The sequence below is a fragment of the Halomarina oriensis genome (assembly GCF_009791395.1).
GTDB lineage: Archaea > Halobacteriota > Halobacteria > Halobacteriales > Haloarculaceae > Halomarina > Halomarina oriensis.
The window spans coordinates 80,517-98,311 of sequence record NZ_WSZK01000036.1 but is presented as its reverse complement, the minus strand read 5'-3'; the positions used below and the strand labels follow the sequence as shown (position 1 = coordinate 98,311).

Here is a 17,795-nt window from a genome sequence, read left to right as displayed (position 1 = left end):
CCACGCCGGGCAGTCCGCAATGTGACGTGGTGTTCTACTGAAGGGGCACGCATCGGGGCCGTGGATCCCCTTGGGTGTGCCACCAACCCCGTTGGCCCCCGGCCAGGTAGGCCCGGATGCTCAGGAGTCAGTGACTACTCGTCGCTACGCGCCCGGTAGTTCACGTCGTAGTTCTCGTCCGTCCAGAACCCACGCGGCTCGTGGCCGTATCAGTTGTTGCAAATACGATTTTCTTTTATTTCAGTCTGCGGCGTGTATTTTTCGTTCCGATACCTCCGTCTCGCATGAGCTATCTCACCTGGTGACCTTCGTCTTTTCCTCTGAGTTCTGACACTGGTCCGGCCGGGGTTCGACCGGCTTCACTCGTAGCTCTCCGAAGCCGTACTTCGAGTGACTGCCGACCCGGAGAATGCCGCTCTTTGCGGTCTCTACCGGGCGGTCGCCCTCGTAGGCGACCACCTGCCCGTGGTCCACCGTCTGGAGCTTGTACACCTCGCGTTGCTCCAGCACCTTCTCCTCACGTTCACGGAGATCGCGGCGATCTTCCTTCCACCACCACGGAACGTCCTGGTCGTGAGCGTTCGGATACTCCGACTCCAGCACGAATGGCGTCACGAGTTCGAGGATGAACGCCTCGCCGTCTTCGAGACGCGAGTAGTCCAACGCCTCCAAGTCTACGACCTGCGTGTCTTTCAGCGCCGTGATGCCGTAGCCGTAGTTGCGCTTCCCGCCGAACTGGAGGCCATCCAGGGCGCTCTCGTCGAGCGGGAGGACGTCGTCCCGGTCGGCGTGCAGGTACGCGTTGATGTACCACTTCGTGGTCTGCTGCTGTTTCCGCGCACCCTCGGGCTTCCCCATGATGGTCGCGTGGGACAGCGCCGGGTGGCCGCTCTGAACGCGGATGTCGTGGGTGTTCAGCGCGTCTCGCGGCCGGGAGTCGAGAAGCCACGAGTGCGACGCCTGCCGCATCAGGAACAGGTCGTCGTAACTCTCGACGTCGGGAAGCCCGCTCCCGAGGTACGGCCGGATGCCGCTCTGCGAGTGTTCTTCGGGAAACGTCCCGAACTGCCCGGGCACGAAGACGCCATGACTCGCGTTCAGGTGGCGGTGGACGTCGTGCGGGAGCTGCTGGCCGAGCCCGTGCATGATGGCGTTCCCCGAGACGTAGTAGGGATGGCCGATGTAGTCCATCTCCAACTCCCAATGGACTTGCTGGATGCGCGTCATCGGTCGAACGCCTCCCGGAAGTCCTCGATGTACTGAAGTGCGGTGGACCACGCGCCGATCCGGCGAAGATTCGCGTCGAGCACCATGTCGTACTTGTCGTGAGCGGCGTCAAGCGGGTGCGCGGTCAGGCGCTTCCACGCTGACGCCCACGACCGCCACGGCCGACTCCCGAGACGCGCCGACGGTCGCCCGCCCGCGCTCTCGTCGATTCGAAGCGCGAAGTCATCGCCTGCGTAGACCGTCCGGTGGGGCACGATCTCCCCGGCGCGGTCCACGACCAGGAGGAGATCGGCGAACTCGTGGCCGTCGCGGTAGTTGTCCAGCAGGGCCGCCACGAGGAGCGTGTGGTACTTCAGACTCGTGTACGGGTAGTAGACGCTCTCGTTGAACGCCGAGACGACGCCGCTCTCCAGCCACGCCCGATGCATGGTCTCCGGGTCGTTCTTGGTCAGGAGGTCGCGCACGGCGCTCTCCACGCCATTCCTCGTGAACTCCTCCGGGTCGTACCGACTCTCGCCCTCGATGAGAGACAGCCGGTAGAGCGTCTCGTGGTTCTCCATCGTCTGCTCAGGCTTCCCATTGGGCCGGCTGAGCGCCGACGCATCGCCGTCCGCGCCGTGGGGAACCGTCTGGTTGACGGGAACCCCGGCGAACGTCTCCGGGGCGTAGTCGTGCGGCTGGCCGTTCATCTTGTGGGCGTCGTGGCGGTACGCGGCGACCATCTCGTCCTGGCCGCCGTCGCCCTGGAAGTCGGTGAGGCTGGCGTTCTCGGGCATCTACGGCCCCTCCCCAATGCGTTCTTCCAGCGCCTCCACGAACGCCGGGCGATACTCTTCGGCCCACTGGTCGTCTTTCTCGTCCATCTTGTTCGTGTTGCCCTTCCCGCGGTCGAAGACGCGCTTCAGTTCGCGCTCCTCGTAGAGCGGATTGATGAGGTGGCAATCGACGATCCCCGCGCCGAAATTCCGCGCACCGCCGAGCTGGTGCATGAAGTCGGTCTTGTGGAGATCGAGGAAGTCGATGCTCTCGGCCAGGAGGCCGATGAACTCGGGTTTCGTCTCTCGGAAGGAGAGGTGCCAGCAGCCGTCGAGATTCGCTACAGCGTCCACTTCGGCGTTCCGGAGCGGTTCGCGGTTGTCCTCCCGGTTTCGGGAGACGATGTTCCGGTTGAGTCGCCGGTAGTGGCCTTCGGCCTGTCCGCGCGTGTAGTCCACGCTGGAGCGGACGGGGTTGAATTTGATCGGCCGCCGCATCACCTTCCCGGGGACGCCACCGAAGCCGCCGAAGAGGTCGAAGACCACGCAGCCGTCGTCTTCTTTCGGGTTGTCGGTGCACGCGCCTTTCTCGTGGTAGCCGTCATCGAGGTCGCGCTCGTAGACGTCGCTCTTCATGAAGTTCGCGGAGGCCTCGCCGGGGTGGCAGGCGGTGCCGTCGTACTTGTGGACGACTTCCTCCATCCCGTGGCGAAGCCACCCGGAGAGGGGGAAGGCGGGGATGATGCCGCCGATCTGGTTCTGTGGGTCGTCGTCCTCGTAGTTGCCGTTCGAGGCGTGATGGCGGTCGGTCATGATGCTGTCGCCGACCACCAGCAGGTCGGTCTGAATCCGCACGAATACGTCGCGGTTGATGTCTTCAATCATGGTGAACAGGTTTCATGGACTGGTCGCGTTTAAAGGTCAGCGAGGGGGCTCGCTGTGCGATACTGAGGGCGGCGCTCTCGTCTCTGGAGACCGTGCCGACGGGACAGTCCTCGGTGGTGCACTCCACGGCGTCCTGGCTGACAGAGCCGAGGTCGCCGCAGACGTGGCACTGCTGAGTCGTGTACTTCGGATCGACGTACGTCACTGGAATGCCCGCGTCGCAGGCCTTCGCCGCGATGGCGTGCTGGAGCGCCGGGAGCAACCACGTTCCCACGTCCGAGGCCGTCCGGCGCTCCCACAGCGGGGCGTCACAGAACGGCAGGTCTTCGAGCACCAGCATCGGCCCGGCAAACTCCTGAGCGTACCGAACGACGCGGACAGCCGCGTCGTAGACCTGCGGGCGGATTTGGTGCCACAGCGCCGCGAACAGTTGGATCTGCCCCTCGGTGCTGTCGAACTTCGCGCCCTGGAGCGCCCGCATCGCTTCCACGAGCGCCTCGTGGCGCGTCCGGATGTGACCGCCCTCGATGGTGAACGCCGACTCCACGTCGCCGTCCGCCGGGGCCGCCGCGATGAGGTTCTTCACGCCGACGTCCACGCCGACCGGCGTGACCCCGAGCGGGCGGCGCTGGCCGACCGTCGTGGGGAGGGGGGTGCTGCTCATCGGCTCACCCACTCGTCGCGGTTGGTCGGGCCGTAGGCCACGATCTTGTCCAGGAACTCCTGGAACTCGGTGACGGTCTGGAACGCGCTGAGGTTGACCGTCTCGATGAGGGCGTCATTCTCGGCGTGGATGTCCCACACCCGCGGGCCGTCTTCGTAGTGCTGGCTGTACAGCTGGAGGCCGTGGTACTCCAGAACGACACCGCTCGGGTACGCGCCCACGAACATCTCGCCGAGGAAGTCGGCGGTGTCGTAGGGGAGATCGTCCCGCGGTGCGATCACGTCGGAGGGTTCGGGGAGCGTCATCGGTCGCCCTCCAGTTCGTTCATCCGCCGCGTCTCTTCGTCGAGAATCTCGATCAGCCGCTCGTGCGCGTCTTCATCGGCATCGACGCCGGAGAAGTTCACGTCGCAGGCCATGTCCGCCGCGCACTCGCCACACAGCTGGCCGGCGAGCATCCCGGGGAGTTCAGCCGCGCCGAGCGGGAACTCCACCTCGAAGTAGAAGCCGGGCGAGACGTCGTCGCCACACTGCATGCACTGCCCGTCGCCGTTGTCGTGGTTCTGGACGTGCTGGCACGCCCGGCAGATGTCTGCTTCGAGCGGGGCGATGGTTTCGACGGTCGTCCGTTCGACCATCCCCGCGGGCTTCTCAGCGTCACATACGTCGCACACCTGCGTGTCCGGGGCTTCGTCGTCGGTGCTGGTGGCCGCTTCGACCGTGGGGAGCGTCGTGAGCGCCGCCGCAGCGCCGAGGAACGTTCGCCGCTGCATCACGCAAACTCCCCCGTGAACTCGGCGTCGCTGTTGATGTAGCAGTCGGCGCACGGGAAGCCGTCGGCCAGCTCCGCGCATTCGTCGCAGATGTCTTCATCAGTCGATTCGGTCGCCGTGGCGGAACTCTGAAGTCCGCCGGATGCCTTCATTGACATGGGTTCTTCACTTGCTGGGGAACCCGGCCCGCGTGGTACCAACACGCGGGCGTTTCCTGCGATGGTCTCGCCCCGAGGGACCGGGCTTCCTCACCGTACACTACATAGTGCACGGTATTAAGCCTATCGGTACATCTATTAGTGTATGGATTGTACCCTGAACCAGAGGTCGATTATCCATGTCTGGGAACACCGAACGCGACGAAAGTGGACAGTTCGAGTCCGAACTGGGCAACGAGGACATCATGAGCTACTTCGCCGAAGGGCGTCCATTTCACACCGCACAGGAGGTGGCTGACCGGTTTGGTATCGACCGGTCAACTGCGTACCGGCGGTTGAGTCGGTTGGAGGACGAAGGACGTTTGGAGAAGATTTCCCTCGGCAGTCGGACGGTTGTCTGGTGGTACACGGCAGACACGGCCACAGCGCCCGATGAGGTCGAGTCTGATGATCCACTCTTCTCTGCTCCGAAGTTCTCGGTTGACGAACCCGTTGATGAAGACGAGATCGATGATGTTCTCTACGGCGAGATTGAGGGATGAGTGGGCCAGGAACCGCACCTCTGTTCGTCGATACTGGCGCGTTTTTCGCGCACTTCGTGGAAAACTCTCCTCGGCACAACCGCGCTCGTGCGGTGATGGACGCAATCCGGTCCGGAGACCTCCGATTTCGGCCGATGTATACGACAGGATACGTCCTCAGCGAATTGACGACGTTAATCTTGCGGAAGAAGGGCCACGAGAAGGCCATGGACACGTTACAGCGCATCCGGGAGTCTCCAGTGGTGACTGTACTTCACCCCGACGCTGCTCAATTCGCCGCCGTCTGTAGCGAATTTGGCCGCTTTGATGACCAGCAAATCTCATTCGTGGACCATTCGACCGGGGTGCTTGCAGGCGAAGTTGACGCAGAACACATCTTCGCCTTCGATAGTGATTTTCGGACGCTTGGGTTTTCACTCGTCCCGGATGACATTGAGCTCCCTGAGAAATGACGGACGGCGGGTCGCCTTTCGACGAGGACGGCGAGTGGGTGACCAACGTCCCCGACGACGAACAGGACGAGACAGCCGACGACCAGTTGGTACGCGGGACGAACCTCGCTAAAACCTCGGATTCCTCCGTCTACAACTCGCCGGAACCGGAGACGGTGATGACGCTGACCGACTGGTGGGATCTCGGGATCGAAGGCCAGTTGATTCGGCACCTCCAGAACGGTGCCGATCTTCCCGAAGCCGTCGGGAGGCTCCGACTTCACCCGTACTACCCCTCGAAGAACGTTTTCGACGACTGGAGCACCTACAAAGACGGCGAGGACCTGATGCGCGGCCACCTGTACAACCAACTCTCAGAGACGAAGGAGTACCGCGTGGGCGACCGTATTCAGGGCCGGACCTCCCTTCGGGAGAAACTCCGCATTGAGTCGATGAGCGGGTCCACGCTCAACCGCGCCGAAGACATCATGGACGACGACGTGTCGGGGTACGACGCCGCCGGGTTGTTGAACGACGCGGCTGAGGCCGCCGTTCGCCAGCTCCACGAGGACGGCGTCGAAGTGGAGGACCTCCGCGCCCCGATCTACCCGGAGACGATCTCCGACGGCGAGGGCGAGTACCCGCTGACGCTCATCCTCCGCGACCTGCGCAAGAAGACGTACCCGTACATCCGCTTCAACCGGGACAAGAGCGTCACACACTCCAAGGACATGCTCCTGCGGGTGCTCGCCAGCGCTGCGCGGGACTACGTCCACCTCACGACCGCTGCGGACGGCCTCAAGTACAAGCACTGGCTCGACGAGGACGACATCCCCTCGCGGTGGACACTCGGCTACCACTTGCGGAAGGTCGCCCTGGTGGGCTGGGGCGAAGATGACGAAGAGGAAGACGAAACGGACTCCACCGACGACGAGTCCGAAGAGCCCGACGGAGAGGCGCGTCAGTTGGGCCTCGATGAGTTCGAAGACCTCGATGAAGACGAAGTGGAGGAACTGGAGTTCCGGGACTTCTACAGCGTGATTGAGGACATTCGGGACATGTTTCTCGCGGCGAATCAGGAACTGCACGACATCATTTCGAAGCACGGCTACTACGACGGTCAGCACGCCGTGGCCTTCGACACGACCGACGTCCTCTTCCGGGGCGACCCGGAGACGCTGGGGGCGAGCGGGACGAAGGCGACGCGGAACGCCTCCCACGCGTGGCAGTTCATCAGCTGCTCTCTCGTCGGCGCGGACGCCCCGGCGATTCTGATGTCCGAACTCGTGAAGACCAGCGGCGACAAGGCCGCGTTCCTGAAGCGCGCGCTCTGGATGGCGGACACGATGATGGACGTGAACCGCGCGTATCTCGACAGCGGGTTCTACAACGAGGACTCGGCGCGTGCACTCGGTGAATTCGACCGCCTCGGGTGGGTGATGCAGGCGAAACAGAGCGCCGATAAGATTGACGAGATGATGGACCACGCCATCGAGAACGAGCAGGACTGGCAGGCCACGAAGTGGGGCGTGAGCGATGTCCCGGAGCGACACAACCTCTGGGTGATGGAGTCCGAGAAGAAGTCGAAACTGTACAAGGAGGAGCCCGACGACCCGAAGGACAAGTGGATCGCCTTCTACACGAACATCGACTGGGTGGCCGACAGCCCCGACGAAGAGATCGACACGGAGAGCCTCACCGAAGAGCAGCGGGAGATGCCGCTGACGCCGTTGGAGTTGGCCGATGATTTCCGGGCGAGATGGGGGATAGAGACCGGCTACCGCAAGTTGAAGGAGGATTTCCTGGCGAAGTCGCGCTCGACGCGGTACTACATCCGCGTGCAGGTGTTCTATTTCGCGGTGCTCTGGTACAACATGTGGCTGGCCGCGAACGTGATTCGGGCTGGCAAGCTCGGACTCGACCTCGGTGACGACGACGTGAACTACCCGTTCCCAGGACCCCACGTGATGCGCGCCATCGAGGAAGATCCGGCCGACTTGCAGATCGGGGAGACCGATGATTTATCAGTGATAGAGGACAAATTACAATCGTTCGATCCGTGGTCTGAGTTCCGGTAAGAATCCGACTCAGTTTCACGGGTCAGACTGAATAAAGAAATCGTATTTGCAACAACTGCTATCGAGCCATCATGACGGACACCGACCGCGAATACCTCGCCGGTGAAGGTGACGCGACGAAACACCAGCGCCAACAGTCGGCTTCGCGTGTCCGCTCACGTATCACGAAGGAACTCCCCCGAGACATCGCCATCCTCGCCGAGCACCGTCCCGATTTACTCGACGAGCTGCGAGACGTCGTGTGCGAGGGCGACGATGGGTAACCGCGGCGACAAGTTGCTCGAAGTCGAGCACGATGGCGACCGCTACTACTGTCCAAGCCCCGGGTGCGACTACGACACGGAGAGCAAGATGGGCCTCAAAGTCCACTACGGGCGGAGCAAAGACCACGACGGTAGCATTGCAGGTGATCTCATCGAGTGCAAGCAGTGTGGCGAGAAAGCTCGCGCGACGATTCAAGGGGGCGATGAAGAGTCCAAGTTCTGCTCCCGAGAATGTCATGGTCTGTGGAAATCTGAACACCGGCTCGGCGAGGACGCACACGCATGGAAGGGTGGCAAGATAACCCTCACTTGCGACTGGTGTGGAGAAACACACGAGCGCTTCCCCTCAGATAAATCCCGACGGTTCTGCAGTCCCAAATGCCACATGGAGTGGCGGTCTGAAGGGTTGGATATGGGCGGCAAAGCTAACCCTGCCTGGGGTGGCCGCGAAGACATCGAATGTGAAAGCTGTGGCGACGTATTCCAGGTTCCAACGGGAAATACAGCAGGTCGCAGGTTCTGTTCGCAGTCATGCGCGGGCGACTGGCTCTCAGACAGGGCAGGTGAGGCCCACCCACTTCGGAATCGGGTCGAACTGGAGTGCGCGGAGTGTGGCGATACGTTCGAGGAAACGCCATCTCGTGCATCTACCCGCGTCTGCTGCGGATACGAATGCGCGTCAGAGCGACGTTCGCGCCTATACTCCGGCGAAGGTCACCCCAACTGGCGTGGGGGAAAATCCATCTACGATGCTGTCAAGAAGCTACTCGGCCCAGTGCCGTTTCCGTCGGCGAGGGCGGAGACACGGGCTTCGACCGGCGGTGAGTGCGAGTGGTGTGATACGACGCGCGAAGAAAACGGCCGCGCACTCGACGTCCACCACATCGTCCCTATCATGGCCGGCGGGAATCACGCTCAAGAAAACTTGATGGCTCTCTGTCGGTCGTGCCACCGGACTGCCGAACTCTACACCCGGGAGCTACTTCATCCAGTTCTCGTTGAAGGAGATACACACAGCGTAAGAGACAAGACCTGACAGAACGTCATTTCACATAACCGCCCTCCACAGGCGGGTTCTTCGACCAGCCGACGCTGTCTCAATCCTCGACACTCCTGAGCGCGTAGCTATTTGTAGCGCTACAAACGTTACTGCACGCATGAGCGAACAGCGATTCGAGTACGAGACGTTCGAGATTCCCCGTGGTCAACTCGCGTCGTACGCCGACGCTCTCAACGAGAAGGCCGCCAACGGCTGGCAGGTCAAATACCCGCTGATGAACGGCGGGGCGATTCAGGGATTTCTCCTTGAACGTCCCGTCTGAACCGTCTGCTAATCACTACCCTCCGTAATTCACTATGTCCTCAGAGCCATCGCTACCGGCCAGTAGCGACAGCGCCCGGAGGTGGCTCTGATGGCGTCGGGGCAACTCATCCGTCGCCTCACCGTCGAGATTCGGGCCGACGCTGGGAACGCGATTACGAGTCTCGGTGCGGTCGACGAAGCCGGTGACCGGACGGCTGACACGCTCGGAACCACAGCCTCGAAAGCCGATTCGCTTCAGACTGCCTTCTTCGGACTGGGGGCCGCCGCCGGTGGCCTCGCGTTCGGCCTCACCCAAATTGCTCAGGGGGGGGATGCGCGTCGACTCCATCCTGAAGACGGTGGAAGCCACGACAGGAGCCAGTTCCGACCAGATGGAGCGGCTCAGACAGGAAAGCTCCCGGCTGGGTGCTCAACTCCCGGTCGACGCTATCCAGGCTGCTGAGGGCTTCCGTGAACTCGCGTTCGCTGGCTTCTCCGTCGAGGAATCGATGGCGTCGATGGGCTCAGTCGCCGAGCTTGCCTCCGGGAGCACGCTTTCCATCGGCGCTGCTGCGCGGACAGTCAGTTCGACACTCAACCAGTTCCAACTCAGCGCAGACCAAGCCGGGAGCATCGCCAACCAGATGGCGACGACCTTCGCTTCGTCCGCGCTGACGATGGACGAACTGAACGCCGCGCTAGAGTATACCGGTGCGGCCGCCTCGGCTGCAGGACAGTCTCTAGTAGAAGTAAATTCGGCCATCGGAATTCTTTCTGACAGAGGTCTGAGAGCTTCACGTGCTGGAGTTGGGCTTCAGCAGATGTTCCAACGACTGGCTTCGCCGTCACAGAAGGCGTCTGAGGCTCTAGCCCAGGTGGGCCTGTCGGCGGACTCGTTCCTCGACAAGAACGGCGATTTCAAGAACCTCTCCGAGATCGTCCGTATCCTCGGCGAGAACATGAACGACCTGCCCGAAGGTGAGCGCCTGCAGGTCCTTACTGACGCGTTTGGAGCGAGAGGCTCGCGCGCTGTTGCGCCCCTTATCTCGGACGTCACAGCGCTCCGGGACCGCGTAAACGAGGTTGCGGCCGGTGACCTCGCGGGGGCTATCGACGACCTCGGCGACCTCTCGACGGAGGAACTCGCCTCCCGCCAGGACGCCATCGCCTTCGACCTGCGTGCGGACATGAACACCGAGGACGTTCTCTCGCAACTGACGTCGCTTCGCTCGGAGATGAGCGAAGAACAGCTAGCGACGCAGATTCAGGTTGGCCTGAACGTTGACCAGCGAGCAGCAGAGTTGTTCGCCGGCCGGATCGCTGATGGCGAGTCAGCCCAGTCTCTCGCAAACTCGCTCGAAGAGGCCTCCACAGCGGCCGAACTCGCGGATGCCCGGATGCAATCGCTGAGTGGTAGAATCGAGTATATCCGTGGCTCAATTAGTTCTTTTTCTCAGGATATGTACGCAGGATTTAAACCTGCACTGAACGCTGGCGCGGGTGCGGTCATGTCGCTTCTCGACGTGCTGAACGGCGTCCCGGGGTTAGCGAAGGCGACGGGTGTGGCCGTCTTCGGCCTCACCGCTGCACTCGGGACGGCCGCTACTGCTGTCGGTGGGATGTACGCGCAGGTCGCAATCTCGAACACCATCCAGCAGGCGCCCGCGAAAAACACGGCAACGTATCGAGCTGCTCTGTACGGACAAGCAGCCGCGTCTCGCGTGGCGACTGGCGCACAGGCGACCTACACGGCTGCCCTCAATGGCAACCTCATGGCGCTGACGCGACAGAAGGCGGCGCAGGCAGCCTCCACGGCGTCGACCTACCGGCAGGCAGCGGCCTCAAAAGCCTCGGCTGTCGCCTCGCGGGCGAGTGCAGCGGCCACCACCGCCCAGACGCTCGCCTCGAACGCGGCGACGGGCGCACAGAACCTCTACACCGCGGCGACGAACCGTGCGACACTGTCGCTGGCGAGACAGAAGGTCGCGGCGTGGGCCTCCACGGCGGCGACCTACGCATCGAGTGCGGCAAGCTACGCGGCGTCGGCTGGGCAGACGGTGTTGGCAGCGGTGACGAGCGGGGCGGTCGTCCCCTCGTTGTACGCTGCAGCCGGTGCTGCGAGGGCATTCCTCGCCGCTCTCGGACCCATCGGGTGGGCGGCGATGGCCGGTGGCGCGCTCCTGTTGGGCGCGGCCGTCTCGGACTTCGGTGGGACGGTCGACGCCGTCCTCTCGCCGGTGCAGGGCTTGCTCGCGCTGGGCGGTGACCTGCTGGGGTGGACGCTCGACCTCGCGGGTTCGGTCGGCGGGCTAGCGATGGCGCTCGGCGGGCTCGGTCTCGACGCAGTGCTCACGCCCTTCGAGTTGTTCTACGACCTCGTCAACGCCTTGACGGGTGGCGGGGTCGACGAGGCGGCCTCGCAACTCGGTGGGCTGGCGGGCGCGGCCATGACACTGCTCGACCCGCTCATCAGCCTACCCGACACTATCGATAGCGTCACGGAGCGCATCGAGAACTTCGACGCCGGTGCGTTCCTGGCGGGGCTGCCCGGTCAGGCGGCCGACGCCGCTGCTGGTGTGCCCGGTGCGATTGCCGACCGGCTCGGCGGACTGTCGTGGACGGCGGCGGTCCCGCCGTTGGCTATCGGTGACCTGCTCACCGGCGGTGGTGTGAGCGACGCTATCGAGAACGCGCTGGGCGGGCTGTCTTGGGAGTCGTTCGTCCCGCCGCTGAACTGGACGACCGTCGTCCCCGTCCTGGGGTGGATGAACTTCATCCCTGGCTTCGACTGGGGCGAGTACGTCCCGACGCTCGACCTCAGCGAGCGAGTGTCGGGGGTCGACCTCGGTGCGTTCCTCACCAACGCGACGCTGGGGAGTCTCGTCGCGCCGGTTCGTCTCGCGGAGTTCGTGACGGGCGTCTCTCTCGACGAGCACGTTTCGTGGCCGGGGTGGGCGAGCGTGTTGAATCCGCTGTCGTGGGGCGAGTTCGTCCCCGACCTTTCGCTGGGTGAGGACCCGACGCTCACGCCGCGTGTAGACACGAGCGAGTGGGACCTGTCGGACCTCGGGACGCTCGCCGGTGGTGGGCTCGGTGGCCTGACCGCGACGGCGGTCGTCCGGTCGCGTGGTGTGGACGCCACCCAGCGGCGGATCGACGCACTCAAACGGGAGTTGGAGGCGCTCGAATCGGCTGGTGCCCCGCCCGAGGCGCTGGCGGCGACGGAGAACCAACTGCAGGTCGCTCGCCGGGAAATGGACGCGACCGAATCCGAGACGGGGCGACTCCGTGGGGCGCTCGCCTCGCTGGCGGTCGACCCGCTCGGGATGGCGACGGACGGCGTGACCCGGCTGCAGGCCGCTCTCGACGACGTCTCGCCGGACCCGCTCGGCGCACTCCGGCGGGGGGCGAGCGACGCGCGTCAGGCACTCGCCGCGCTGCCCGACCGGTTGGGCGTGACGGATGCGTTCGGTGCTGCCGAGCAGGCTGTCGACGACTCCGTGGCGAGCATCCAGTCTCGCTTCGCGTCGCTGTGGCCGGCCTTCGAGGACCGCTTCCCGCGAACCGCGGCGGCACTCGAAACCCGAGCCGACCGCCTCGGCAAGAAGTTCCGCGCCGTCGGGATGGGCGCGGAGGCGCTCGGCGATGCGGTCGGTGAGACGCTCCGCCCGTTAGAGGGCTACGCCGACCGGGCTGCCGACGTGGCCGGTGCGGCCGGGGCGAGTGCCCTGGGACCGTTCGTCGCCGGTCTGCGGGCGACCGAGTCGGCTGCTGACGACGCCCGGGCGGGGTTCGACCGCCTCGTCGGCGCGCCCGTCGATGCCTTCGTGACGGACGTCAAGACGGGCGTAGCCGACGCGCGGCGGTTCCTGCGTGGGTTGGTGCCCTCGCCGCGTGAGGTGCTCTCGGACGCACGGGCGTTCGGGAGTGGCGTCCTCGACGCTATCGCCGGTGGCCTCCTGACGGGGCTGGACGTCACGTTCGCCACGCTCCTCACGCCCGAGGAGATGCTGCCGAAGGTCGCACGCTGGTGGTACGACGCCGGTGCGGGCTTCATCGGCGCGCTGGCGGATGGGATTCGCAACGCTCCCGAGAAGGCCAAACAGGCGCTCATCGGCGTCCTCAAGGACCTCCTGCCGTTCCTCCCGAGTTCGGACGCCCAGCGGGGGCCGCTGTCGAGTCTGACCGACCACGGTGGGTCGGTTCCTCAGACGCTCGCGTCGGGTGTCGAGAGCGAGTCGGGGACGCTGGCGAGCACGTTCTCCGGCGTGCTGGCGTCGGCGATGCCCGAGGGGGCCGGTATGGTCCCGACAACGCCGACGCCCACGCTCGCCGGGCTATCGATGCCCGGCGTCCCGGCGGCTCCGACCCCACCCCGGCCGCCCAGTCCACCCCGCCCACCCCAGCCACCGACGCCCGAGACGGCCGAGGCGTCGAGTGGCCCGTCGGCCGACGACATCGGTCGCGCGGTCGCCAAACACGGCTCGTCGGGCGTCACTATCGAGCAGACTAACATCGACGCCGGGACGACTATCGGCGAGGTGCGGCGCATCCTGCGTGAGGAAGGCGTCGACCCCGCGTCCCTCGACGGCGCGCTGACCGGCCTGTTGCGCCGTGGCCGGTCGGGTGTCGGTGTCGGGCGCGGTGGTGAGTGACGCCCCACCGCAAGACTCTAGATTGACCGACACGTCCTCGTGATAGGGCCAAGACGACAGGGACGTCGCTGGGAAGGAATCGAGTCACGGGATGTGCAGAGTCGGGGGACGCCCCGGCCAGTGGGTGACCGACTGCACTGCCTCGTGGTGAAGCGACCCAGTCCTCCGAGTTCGAGTCTCGGTTGGCTCATTGCGGACAGGTAGCTCAAGGGTAGAGCGGACGACTCGCGTCCATCCCGCGTAGAGTACCCCCGACAGGCTGGCCGGGAGACGCGCCCGATGTTGCCCTCTGTTGGTGTGGAAGAGCGGCCGGCGTCCCTGCCGGTGGCGCATCGCAACGTGCTGGTTCGAGTCCAGCCCTGTCCACTCCCTATGCAACACTACCTCGCCAACACAGACACTGACGTCGCCACACCCATCCGCGGCACGGGTGTCTGTCAGTGGTGTGGTGACCGCGCCAACTCGACGTATGGCGTTTACTCCGTCGTCGCCTCGGCCTCGGGTCGCTTGCGACGTGGCCTCTTTTGTGACGTCGACTGCCGAGAAGCGTACGAGCACCACGGCGTCTGAGCCTGCTATGATGTCGCTCGCCATCGGCCACACCCACGCCGAGTGCCCGTGTGTGGTCTGCACCGGACACAACGAGGTCGGCTACGACCAGGACAATCGCCGCTATACGAAGAACACGCTCCACGGCGAACTCTGCCCCTGTCAGACCTGTGGTCGGCTCAAGACCGAGTACGTCGACCACTTCACGTGGGGCGAATACGAGTGCTGGTGGTGTTCTGACCGCGCCCGTGCCATCGATTGCTGACACGCTCACCACATGACCATTCAGAAAATCCAGCTTCGCGGGTCGCCGCTCACCGACGTGGGTGGCGTCGAAGTGTTCGGTAACGTCGCCGAGGACGCCCAGGCGAGTCAGTCCGTCCCCGAGCGGAAGGTGGACTCGAATTACACCTGGGGCACCAGAGTCGGCCCGGACCCGAAGACGCTGACTATCGAGGCGTGGTGTGACGACGCCACCCAGAGCGCGCTCGTCGCGCTGACCGAACGGGCCGAACCCGTGAGCGTCGTCGGCGCGACCCTCTCGCTTCCCTCGGCGGCCGTGACGTCCGTGGCCCCGTCGACGACGGGGAAAACGCCGGGGAGTTGGAACACGACTATCGACATCACGGAAATCCAACAGGGAGGCCTGAGTGGGCGTGGCTTCGGCGATTCGGGTGGGTCGTCGGCCGGCCGTGCGCCCGATGGCCGCCCGTCGGCGGGGGCCTCCCAGCCGTTTCAGCCACTTTGAGCATGTCCGAGCCATCCTACCCCCGAGACGTCCGCGAGACGTTCGTCCCCTTCCGGTATGGCGAACCCGAGCGCCTGGCCCTCGACCAGTTTCAACAGGCGATTACCAACAGACAGGACTTCGCCTTCGAGGATATCGAACTGTTCTCGTGGCCCGGCCAGCGCCTCGACGTCTCGTTCACCTACTCACCACCGGCTGCACGGTGGCTCTGGGAGGTCGTCCACCGCCGCCCCACGCGCGAGGACGTGACGCTCGTCGACGCGCCGGCGGTCATCCACCGGCCCTATCGCTATCGTGACGTGCTGGTGTTCACCTTCCGCTACACGGGGCAGGTACGCCCCCAGAAGGTGGATGCGAGCAACCTGGGGCGCAGGGTCGAACTCGTGTGCTATCCGGGCCCGGAGAGCGAGGCGTTCCCGTTCGACCTGAGCGAGGCGTAATTATCCATCAATGCGCTATCAACAGCAACGCCGCCTGTCGTTCGACGGTGTGACCGTCGAACACCTCGGGCGGCCCACCGACGACCTCGATTTCGAGGTATCGGTCTCGACCAAAGAAGAGGGGCTGGGCTTCACCATCACCATCTACAACCTCGCCGAAGCCTCGTGGTCGACACTGCAGAAGAAAGACGAGGTGCAGATCGACCTCGGGTGGGCCGAGACGGGTCTGGGCGGCGTGTGTCTGGGGCGCATCGAGGATTCCCGAGCAGAGCCGGCCAACGGCGGTGCGGACACGAAATACGTTTTAGAGGGTGTCGACGCGACGAGCGAGGCGTACGCCTTCCGGTACAACCGGACGTGGTTCGACGCGGACCCGGCCACGATTGCCCGGCAACTCAACGCCAACGCCGGTGGTGGGACGCCCGCTATCGTCGAGTCGGTTGGTCAACCGCTCGACGGCGCGTGGGCGGTCAAAGACGACCTCGCGGTCCGTGACCACCTCGACCGTCTCACGAAAGAAGCCGAGGGCATGACCGGCGAGCAGTGGGAGTGGGACGCCAGAGGCGGCAAGTTCTACTTTCACCCGACGGGCACGCCCGGCGAGGGTGGCTATCAGTTGTTCTCGACCCAGACCGAGGGCACGCTCCAAAGCGTGTCGCGGGCGACGGGGAACTCTACGCAGGACGGTGGCGAGGAGTTGTCGTTCCGGGCGTATCTCGACGCTGCGATTGGAAAACACACGCCTGTGAGTCTGCAGAGCCAGCGCAATCCGGGCTACAACGGCGAGTATCTCGTCAGCGACTACGAGTTCGTCTCCGATACGGTCTCTGGCGACCACTACGTCGAAGGCACGCTGACGCCGACGGCCGCCACCTACAGCGCGCCGCTGCCCGGCAACCCCTCGATGAAACAACTGCTCCTCTCGAAACAAGACGAGCTTGAGCGGGCGGCTGACCCCGACGACCGCGACGGTGTCTGAACCCCTACTCAAGAGGCGATGGGTGAGTGTGTAGAGTATGGTAGACGAAACGCAGTCGCAGGGTGTCGAACACGACCCGAAAGCCGAGAACGACGAGTGGAGTGGGAACAACAAGCGGTGGGCCGAGCACTTCGCCATCTACGTCCGGGCAGAAGGAAACGAGCGTCTCGGCGAGCAGATGATAATGCCCGCAACCAGAGTTGTTGACGCACACAAGAGTTCGGACGAAACGCCGTTTGAGCCGGGCAACGTGCCCAGTAGCGCCGAAGCCGTCTCCGACACGTGGTCGGAGATTCGCTGTTGGGACTATCGGGATACGACCCTCGAAGTGGAGATGAGAGCGACCGACGAAATGGAGCGGTCTGCGTTCACGGCGCTTGCCGATGCGGTGGGCGAAGCACTCCCTGAGGACGCTGAGGTGTTCGTCCATGAGTGACAGACCCTCCACGACCCTCTAGCGCTGCCGTCCCTGTTGACACCCCCATCCTCCACCCATGCCTGATTTCTCCACCGAACTCAACCGGCGGATTCGCACCCACCAGCGTGGCCTCTACACGGCGACGTTCGCTATCGTCGTTGAGGAACCCGACCCCGAGACACGGCGGGTCGTCGTCGCCCACCAAGACGCTCCACCGGAGTCGGGGGCGGGCGACGGCCCCGGCGGTGGCGTCGTCGTCGACAACGTCCCCGTCGCCTCCTACTACGCCGGCGATGGGTATGGGATGACCGCGCCCATCAAGAAGTGGGACCACGGCCTCCTGTTGCAGACGAAAGACCCTATCGACCAGTTTCTGACGACGCCGGATTTCCTGGTCGACGTCCCCAAGCAACGCCAACACGACATTCGGGACGCGGTGTTCATGCCGATGGTGTGGACGGACTTCGAGGCCGTCCCGGCCACCGCCGACGGCCACGACCCCGAGGAGTGGCTCTGGATGCACGAGTCGGGGACGTGGATGCGGATGCGCCCCGAAGCGAAGACGGGAGCGTGGGAGGTCCAACACGCGGTGGGCCACTCCGCGCTCGTTTCGGATACGGAGATTACGCTGGAGTACGAGAACGGGACAGCGCTCTCGGTGCTCCGCGAGGAGATACTCGCCGACGGCGACCTGCACGTCACGGGCGACCTCGTCGTCGACGGCTCGATTACTGCCGGTGGGGACATCACCGACGGGCAGGGCAACACGCTGGCTGACGTTGCGGCGACGGCCGAGAGCGCCCAGACGACCGCCGACTCCGCGAGCACGTCGACGACGTCGCTGTCGGACACGCAAGACGTCCAGCAGACGACGCTCGACGACCACGAACAGCGTATCAGCGACCTCGAAAGCGGCAGTAGCACGTAA

21 protein-coding genes and 1 tRNA gene are annotated in these 17,795 nt (G+C 64.5%); 15 read left to right on the top strand and 7 right to left on the bottom strand.

The window, feature by feature from the left end:
- Positions 1-294: 294 nt before the first annotated feature.
- Genes GQS65_RS19255 through GQS65_RS21485 form a run of 7 tightly spaced genes read right to left on the bottom strand, consistent with a single transcriptional unit; the run spans position 295 to position 4,455 of the window.
- The gene (locus GQS65_RS19255; RefSeq protein ID WP_158206251.1) at positions 295-1,227 is read right to left on the bottom strand and encodes a hypothetical protein; all 933 of its coding nucleotides are present in this window, start codon (positions 1,225-1,227) and stop codon (positions 295-297) included.
- A complete protein-coding gene (locus GQS65_RS19250; RefSeq protein ID WP_158206250.1) occupies positions 1,224-2,003 on the bottom strand; it encodes a hypothetical protein in 780 nt (259 codons plus the stop codon). Before GQS65_RS19250 ends, GQS65_RS19255 begins: the two co-directional genes overlap by 4 nt.
- Positions 2,004-2,867 (bottom strand): hypothetical protein, encoded by an 864-nt coding sequence (locus GQS65_RS19245; protein ID WP_158206249.1) that lies wholly within the window; start codon positions 2,865-2,867, stop codon positions 2,004-2,006. It lies immediately after the preceding gene.
- A complete protein-coding gene (locus GQS65_RS19240; RefSeq protein WP_158206248.1) occupies positions 2,860-3,531 on the bottom strand; it encodes a zinc ribbon domain-containing protein in 672 nt (223 codons plus the stop codon). The genes GQS65_RS19245 and GQS65_RS19240 overlap by 8 nt, the downstream gene beginning before the upstream one ends.
- The gene (locus GQS65_RS19235; protein WP_158206247.1) at positions 3,528-3,836 is read right to left on the bottom strand and encodes a hypothetical protein; all 309 of its coding nucleotides are present in this window, start codon (positions 3,834-3,836) and stop codon (positions 3,528-3,530) included. Before GQS65_RS19235 ends, GQS65_RS19240 begins: the two co-directional genes overlap by 4 nt.
- Entirely contained in the window at positions 3,833-4,303 is a 471-nt protein-coding gene (locus GQS65_RS19230) for a hypothetical protein (protein WP_158206246.1), read from the bottom strand. Before GQS65_RS19230 ends, GQS65_RS19235 begins: the two co-directional genes overlap by 4 nt.
- Positions 4,303-4,455: a hypothetical protein gene (locus GQS65_RS21485; RefSeq protein ID WP_199268510.1), complete on the bottom strand. Its 153-nt coding sequence runs from the start codon at positions 4,453-4,455 to the stop codon at positions 4,303-4,305. The genes GQS65_RS19230 and GQS65_RS21485 overlap by 1 nt, the downstream gene beginning before the upstream one ends.
- Before the next feature lie 185 nt (positions 4,456-4,640).
- Between GQS65_RS21485 and GQS65_RS19225 the strand changes: the two genes are divergently transcribed.
- The 15 genes from GQS65_RS19225 (at position 4,641) to GQS65_RS19160 (ending at position 17,795) form a co-directional block, all read left to right on the top strand.
- Positions 4,641-5,003, top strand: coding sequence for a helix-turn-helix domain-containing protein (locus GQS65_RS19225; protein WP_158206245.1), 363 nt, complete (start codon positions 4,641-4,643; stop codon positions 5,001-5,003).
- A complete protein-coding gene (locus GQS65_RS19220) occupies positions 5,000-5,455 on the top strand; it encodes a type II toxin-antitoxin system VapC family toxin (RefSeq protein ID WP_158206244.1) in 456 nt (151 codons plus the stop codon). Before GQS65_RS19225 ends, GQS65_RS19220 begins: the two co-directional genes overlap by 4 nt.
- Positions 5,452-7,512 (top strand): hypothetical protein, encoded by a 2,061-nt coding sequence (locus tag GQS65_RS19215; RefSeq protein WP_158206243.1) that lies wholly within the window; start codon positions 5,452-5,454, stop codon positions 7,510-7,512. The genes GQS65_RS19220 and GQS65_RS19215 overlap by 4 nt, the downstream gene beginning before the upstream one ends.
- A gap of 71 nt (positions 7,513-7,583) precedes the next feature.
- Complete coding sequence (locus tag GQS65_RS19210) at positions 7,584-7,775, top strand: hypothetical protein (RefSeq protein WP_158206242.1); 192 nt, start codon at positions 7,584-7,586, stop codon at positions 7,773-7,775.
- On the top strand, positions 7,768-8,811 hold the full coding sequence (locus tag GQS65_RS19205; RefSeq protein ID WP_158206241.1) for an HNH endonuclease: 1,044 nt from the start codon (positions 7,768-7,770) through the stop codon (positions 8,809-8,811). The genes GQS65_RS19210 and GQS65_RS19205 overlap by 8 nt, the downstream gene beginning before the upstream one ends.
- 121 nt (positions 8,812-8,932) lie before the next feature.
- On the top strand, positions 8,933-9,097 hold the full coding sequence (locus tag GQS65_RS19200) for a hypothetical protein (RefSeq protein WP_158206240.1): 165 nt from the start codon (positions 8,933-8,935) through the stop codon (positions 9,095-9,097).
- Between the two features lie 90 nt (positions 9,098-9,187).
- Entirely contained in the window at positions 9,188-9,541 is a 354-nt protein-coding gene (locus GQS65_RS21740; RefSeq protein ID WP_233265206.1) for a hypothetical protein, read from the top strand.
- Positions 9,471-13,733: a phage tail tape measure protein gene (locus GQS65_RS19195; RefSeq protein ID WP_233265205.1), complete on the top strand. Its 4,263-nt coding sequence runs from the start codon at positions 9,471-9,473 to the stop codon at positions 13,731-13,733. Before GQS65_RS21740 ends, GQS65_RS19195 begins: the two co-directional genes overlap by 71 nt.
- 194 nt (positions 13,734-13,927) lie before the next feature.
- A tRNA-Ala gene (locus GQS65_RS19190) sits at positions 13,928-14,099 on the top strand.
- 211 nt (positions 14,100-14,310) lie between these two features.
- On the top strand, positions 14,311-14,547 hold the full coding sequence (locus tag GQS65_RS19185) for a hypothetical protein (protein ID WP_158206238.1): 237 nt from the start codon (positions 14,311-14,313) through the stop codon (positions 14,545-14,547).
- Positions 14,548-14,559: 12 nt separating this feature from the next.
- Positions 14,560-15,030, top strand: coding sequence for a hypothetical protein (locus tag GQS65_RS19180; protein WP_158206237.1), 471 nt, complete (start codon positions 14,560-14,562; stop codon positions 15,028-15,030).
- A 2-nt stretch (positions 15,031-15,032) separates the two neighbouring features.
- The gene (locus tag GQS65_RS19175; protein WP_158206236.1) at positions 15,033-15,470 is read left to right on the top strand and encodes a hypothetical protein; all 438 of its coding nucleotides are present in this window, start codon (positions 15,033-15,035) and stop codon (positions 15,468-15,470) included.
- Positions 15,471-15,480: 10 nt separating this feature from the next.
- Positions 15,481-16,449: a hypothetical protein gene (locus GQS65_RS19170; RefSeq protein WP_158206235.1), complete on the top strand. Its 969-nt coding sequence runs from the start codon at positions 15,481-15,483 to the stop codon at positions 16,447-16,449.
- 37 nt (positions 16,450-16,486) lie between these two features.
- Positions 16,487-16,885: a hypothetical protein gene (locus tag GQS65_RS19165; protein WP_158206234.1), complete on the top strand. Its 399-nt coding sequence runs from the start codon at positions 16,487-16,489 to the stop codon at positions 16,883-16,885.
- Positions 16,886-16,943: 58 nt separating this feature from the next.
- Positions 16,944-17,795, top strand: a complete 852-nt coding sequence (locus tag GQS65_RS19160; RefSeq protein ID WP_158206233.1) for a hypothetical protein — start codon at positions 16,944-16,946, stop codon at positions 17,793-17,795.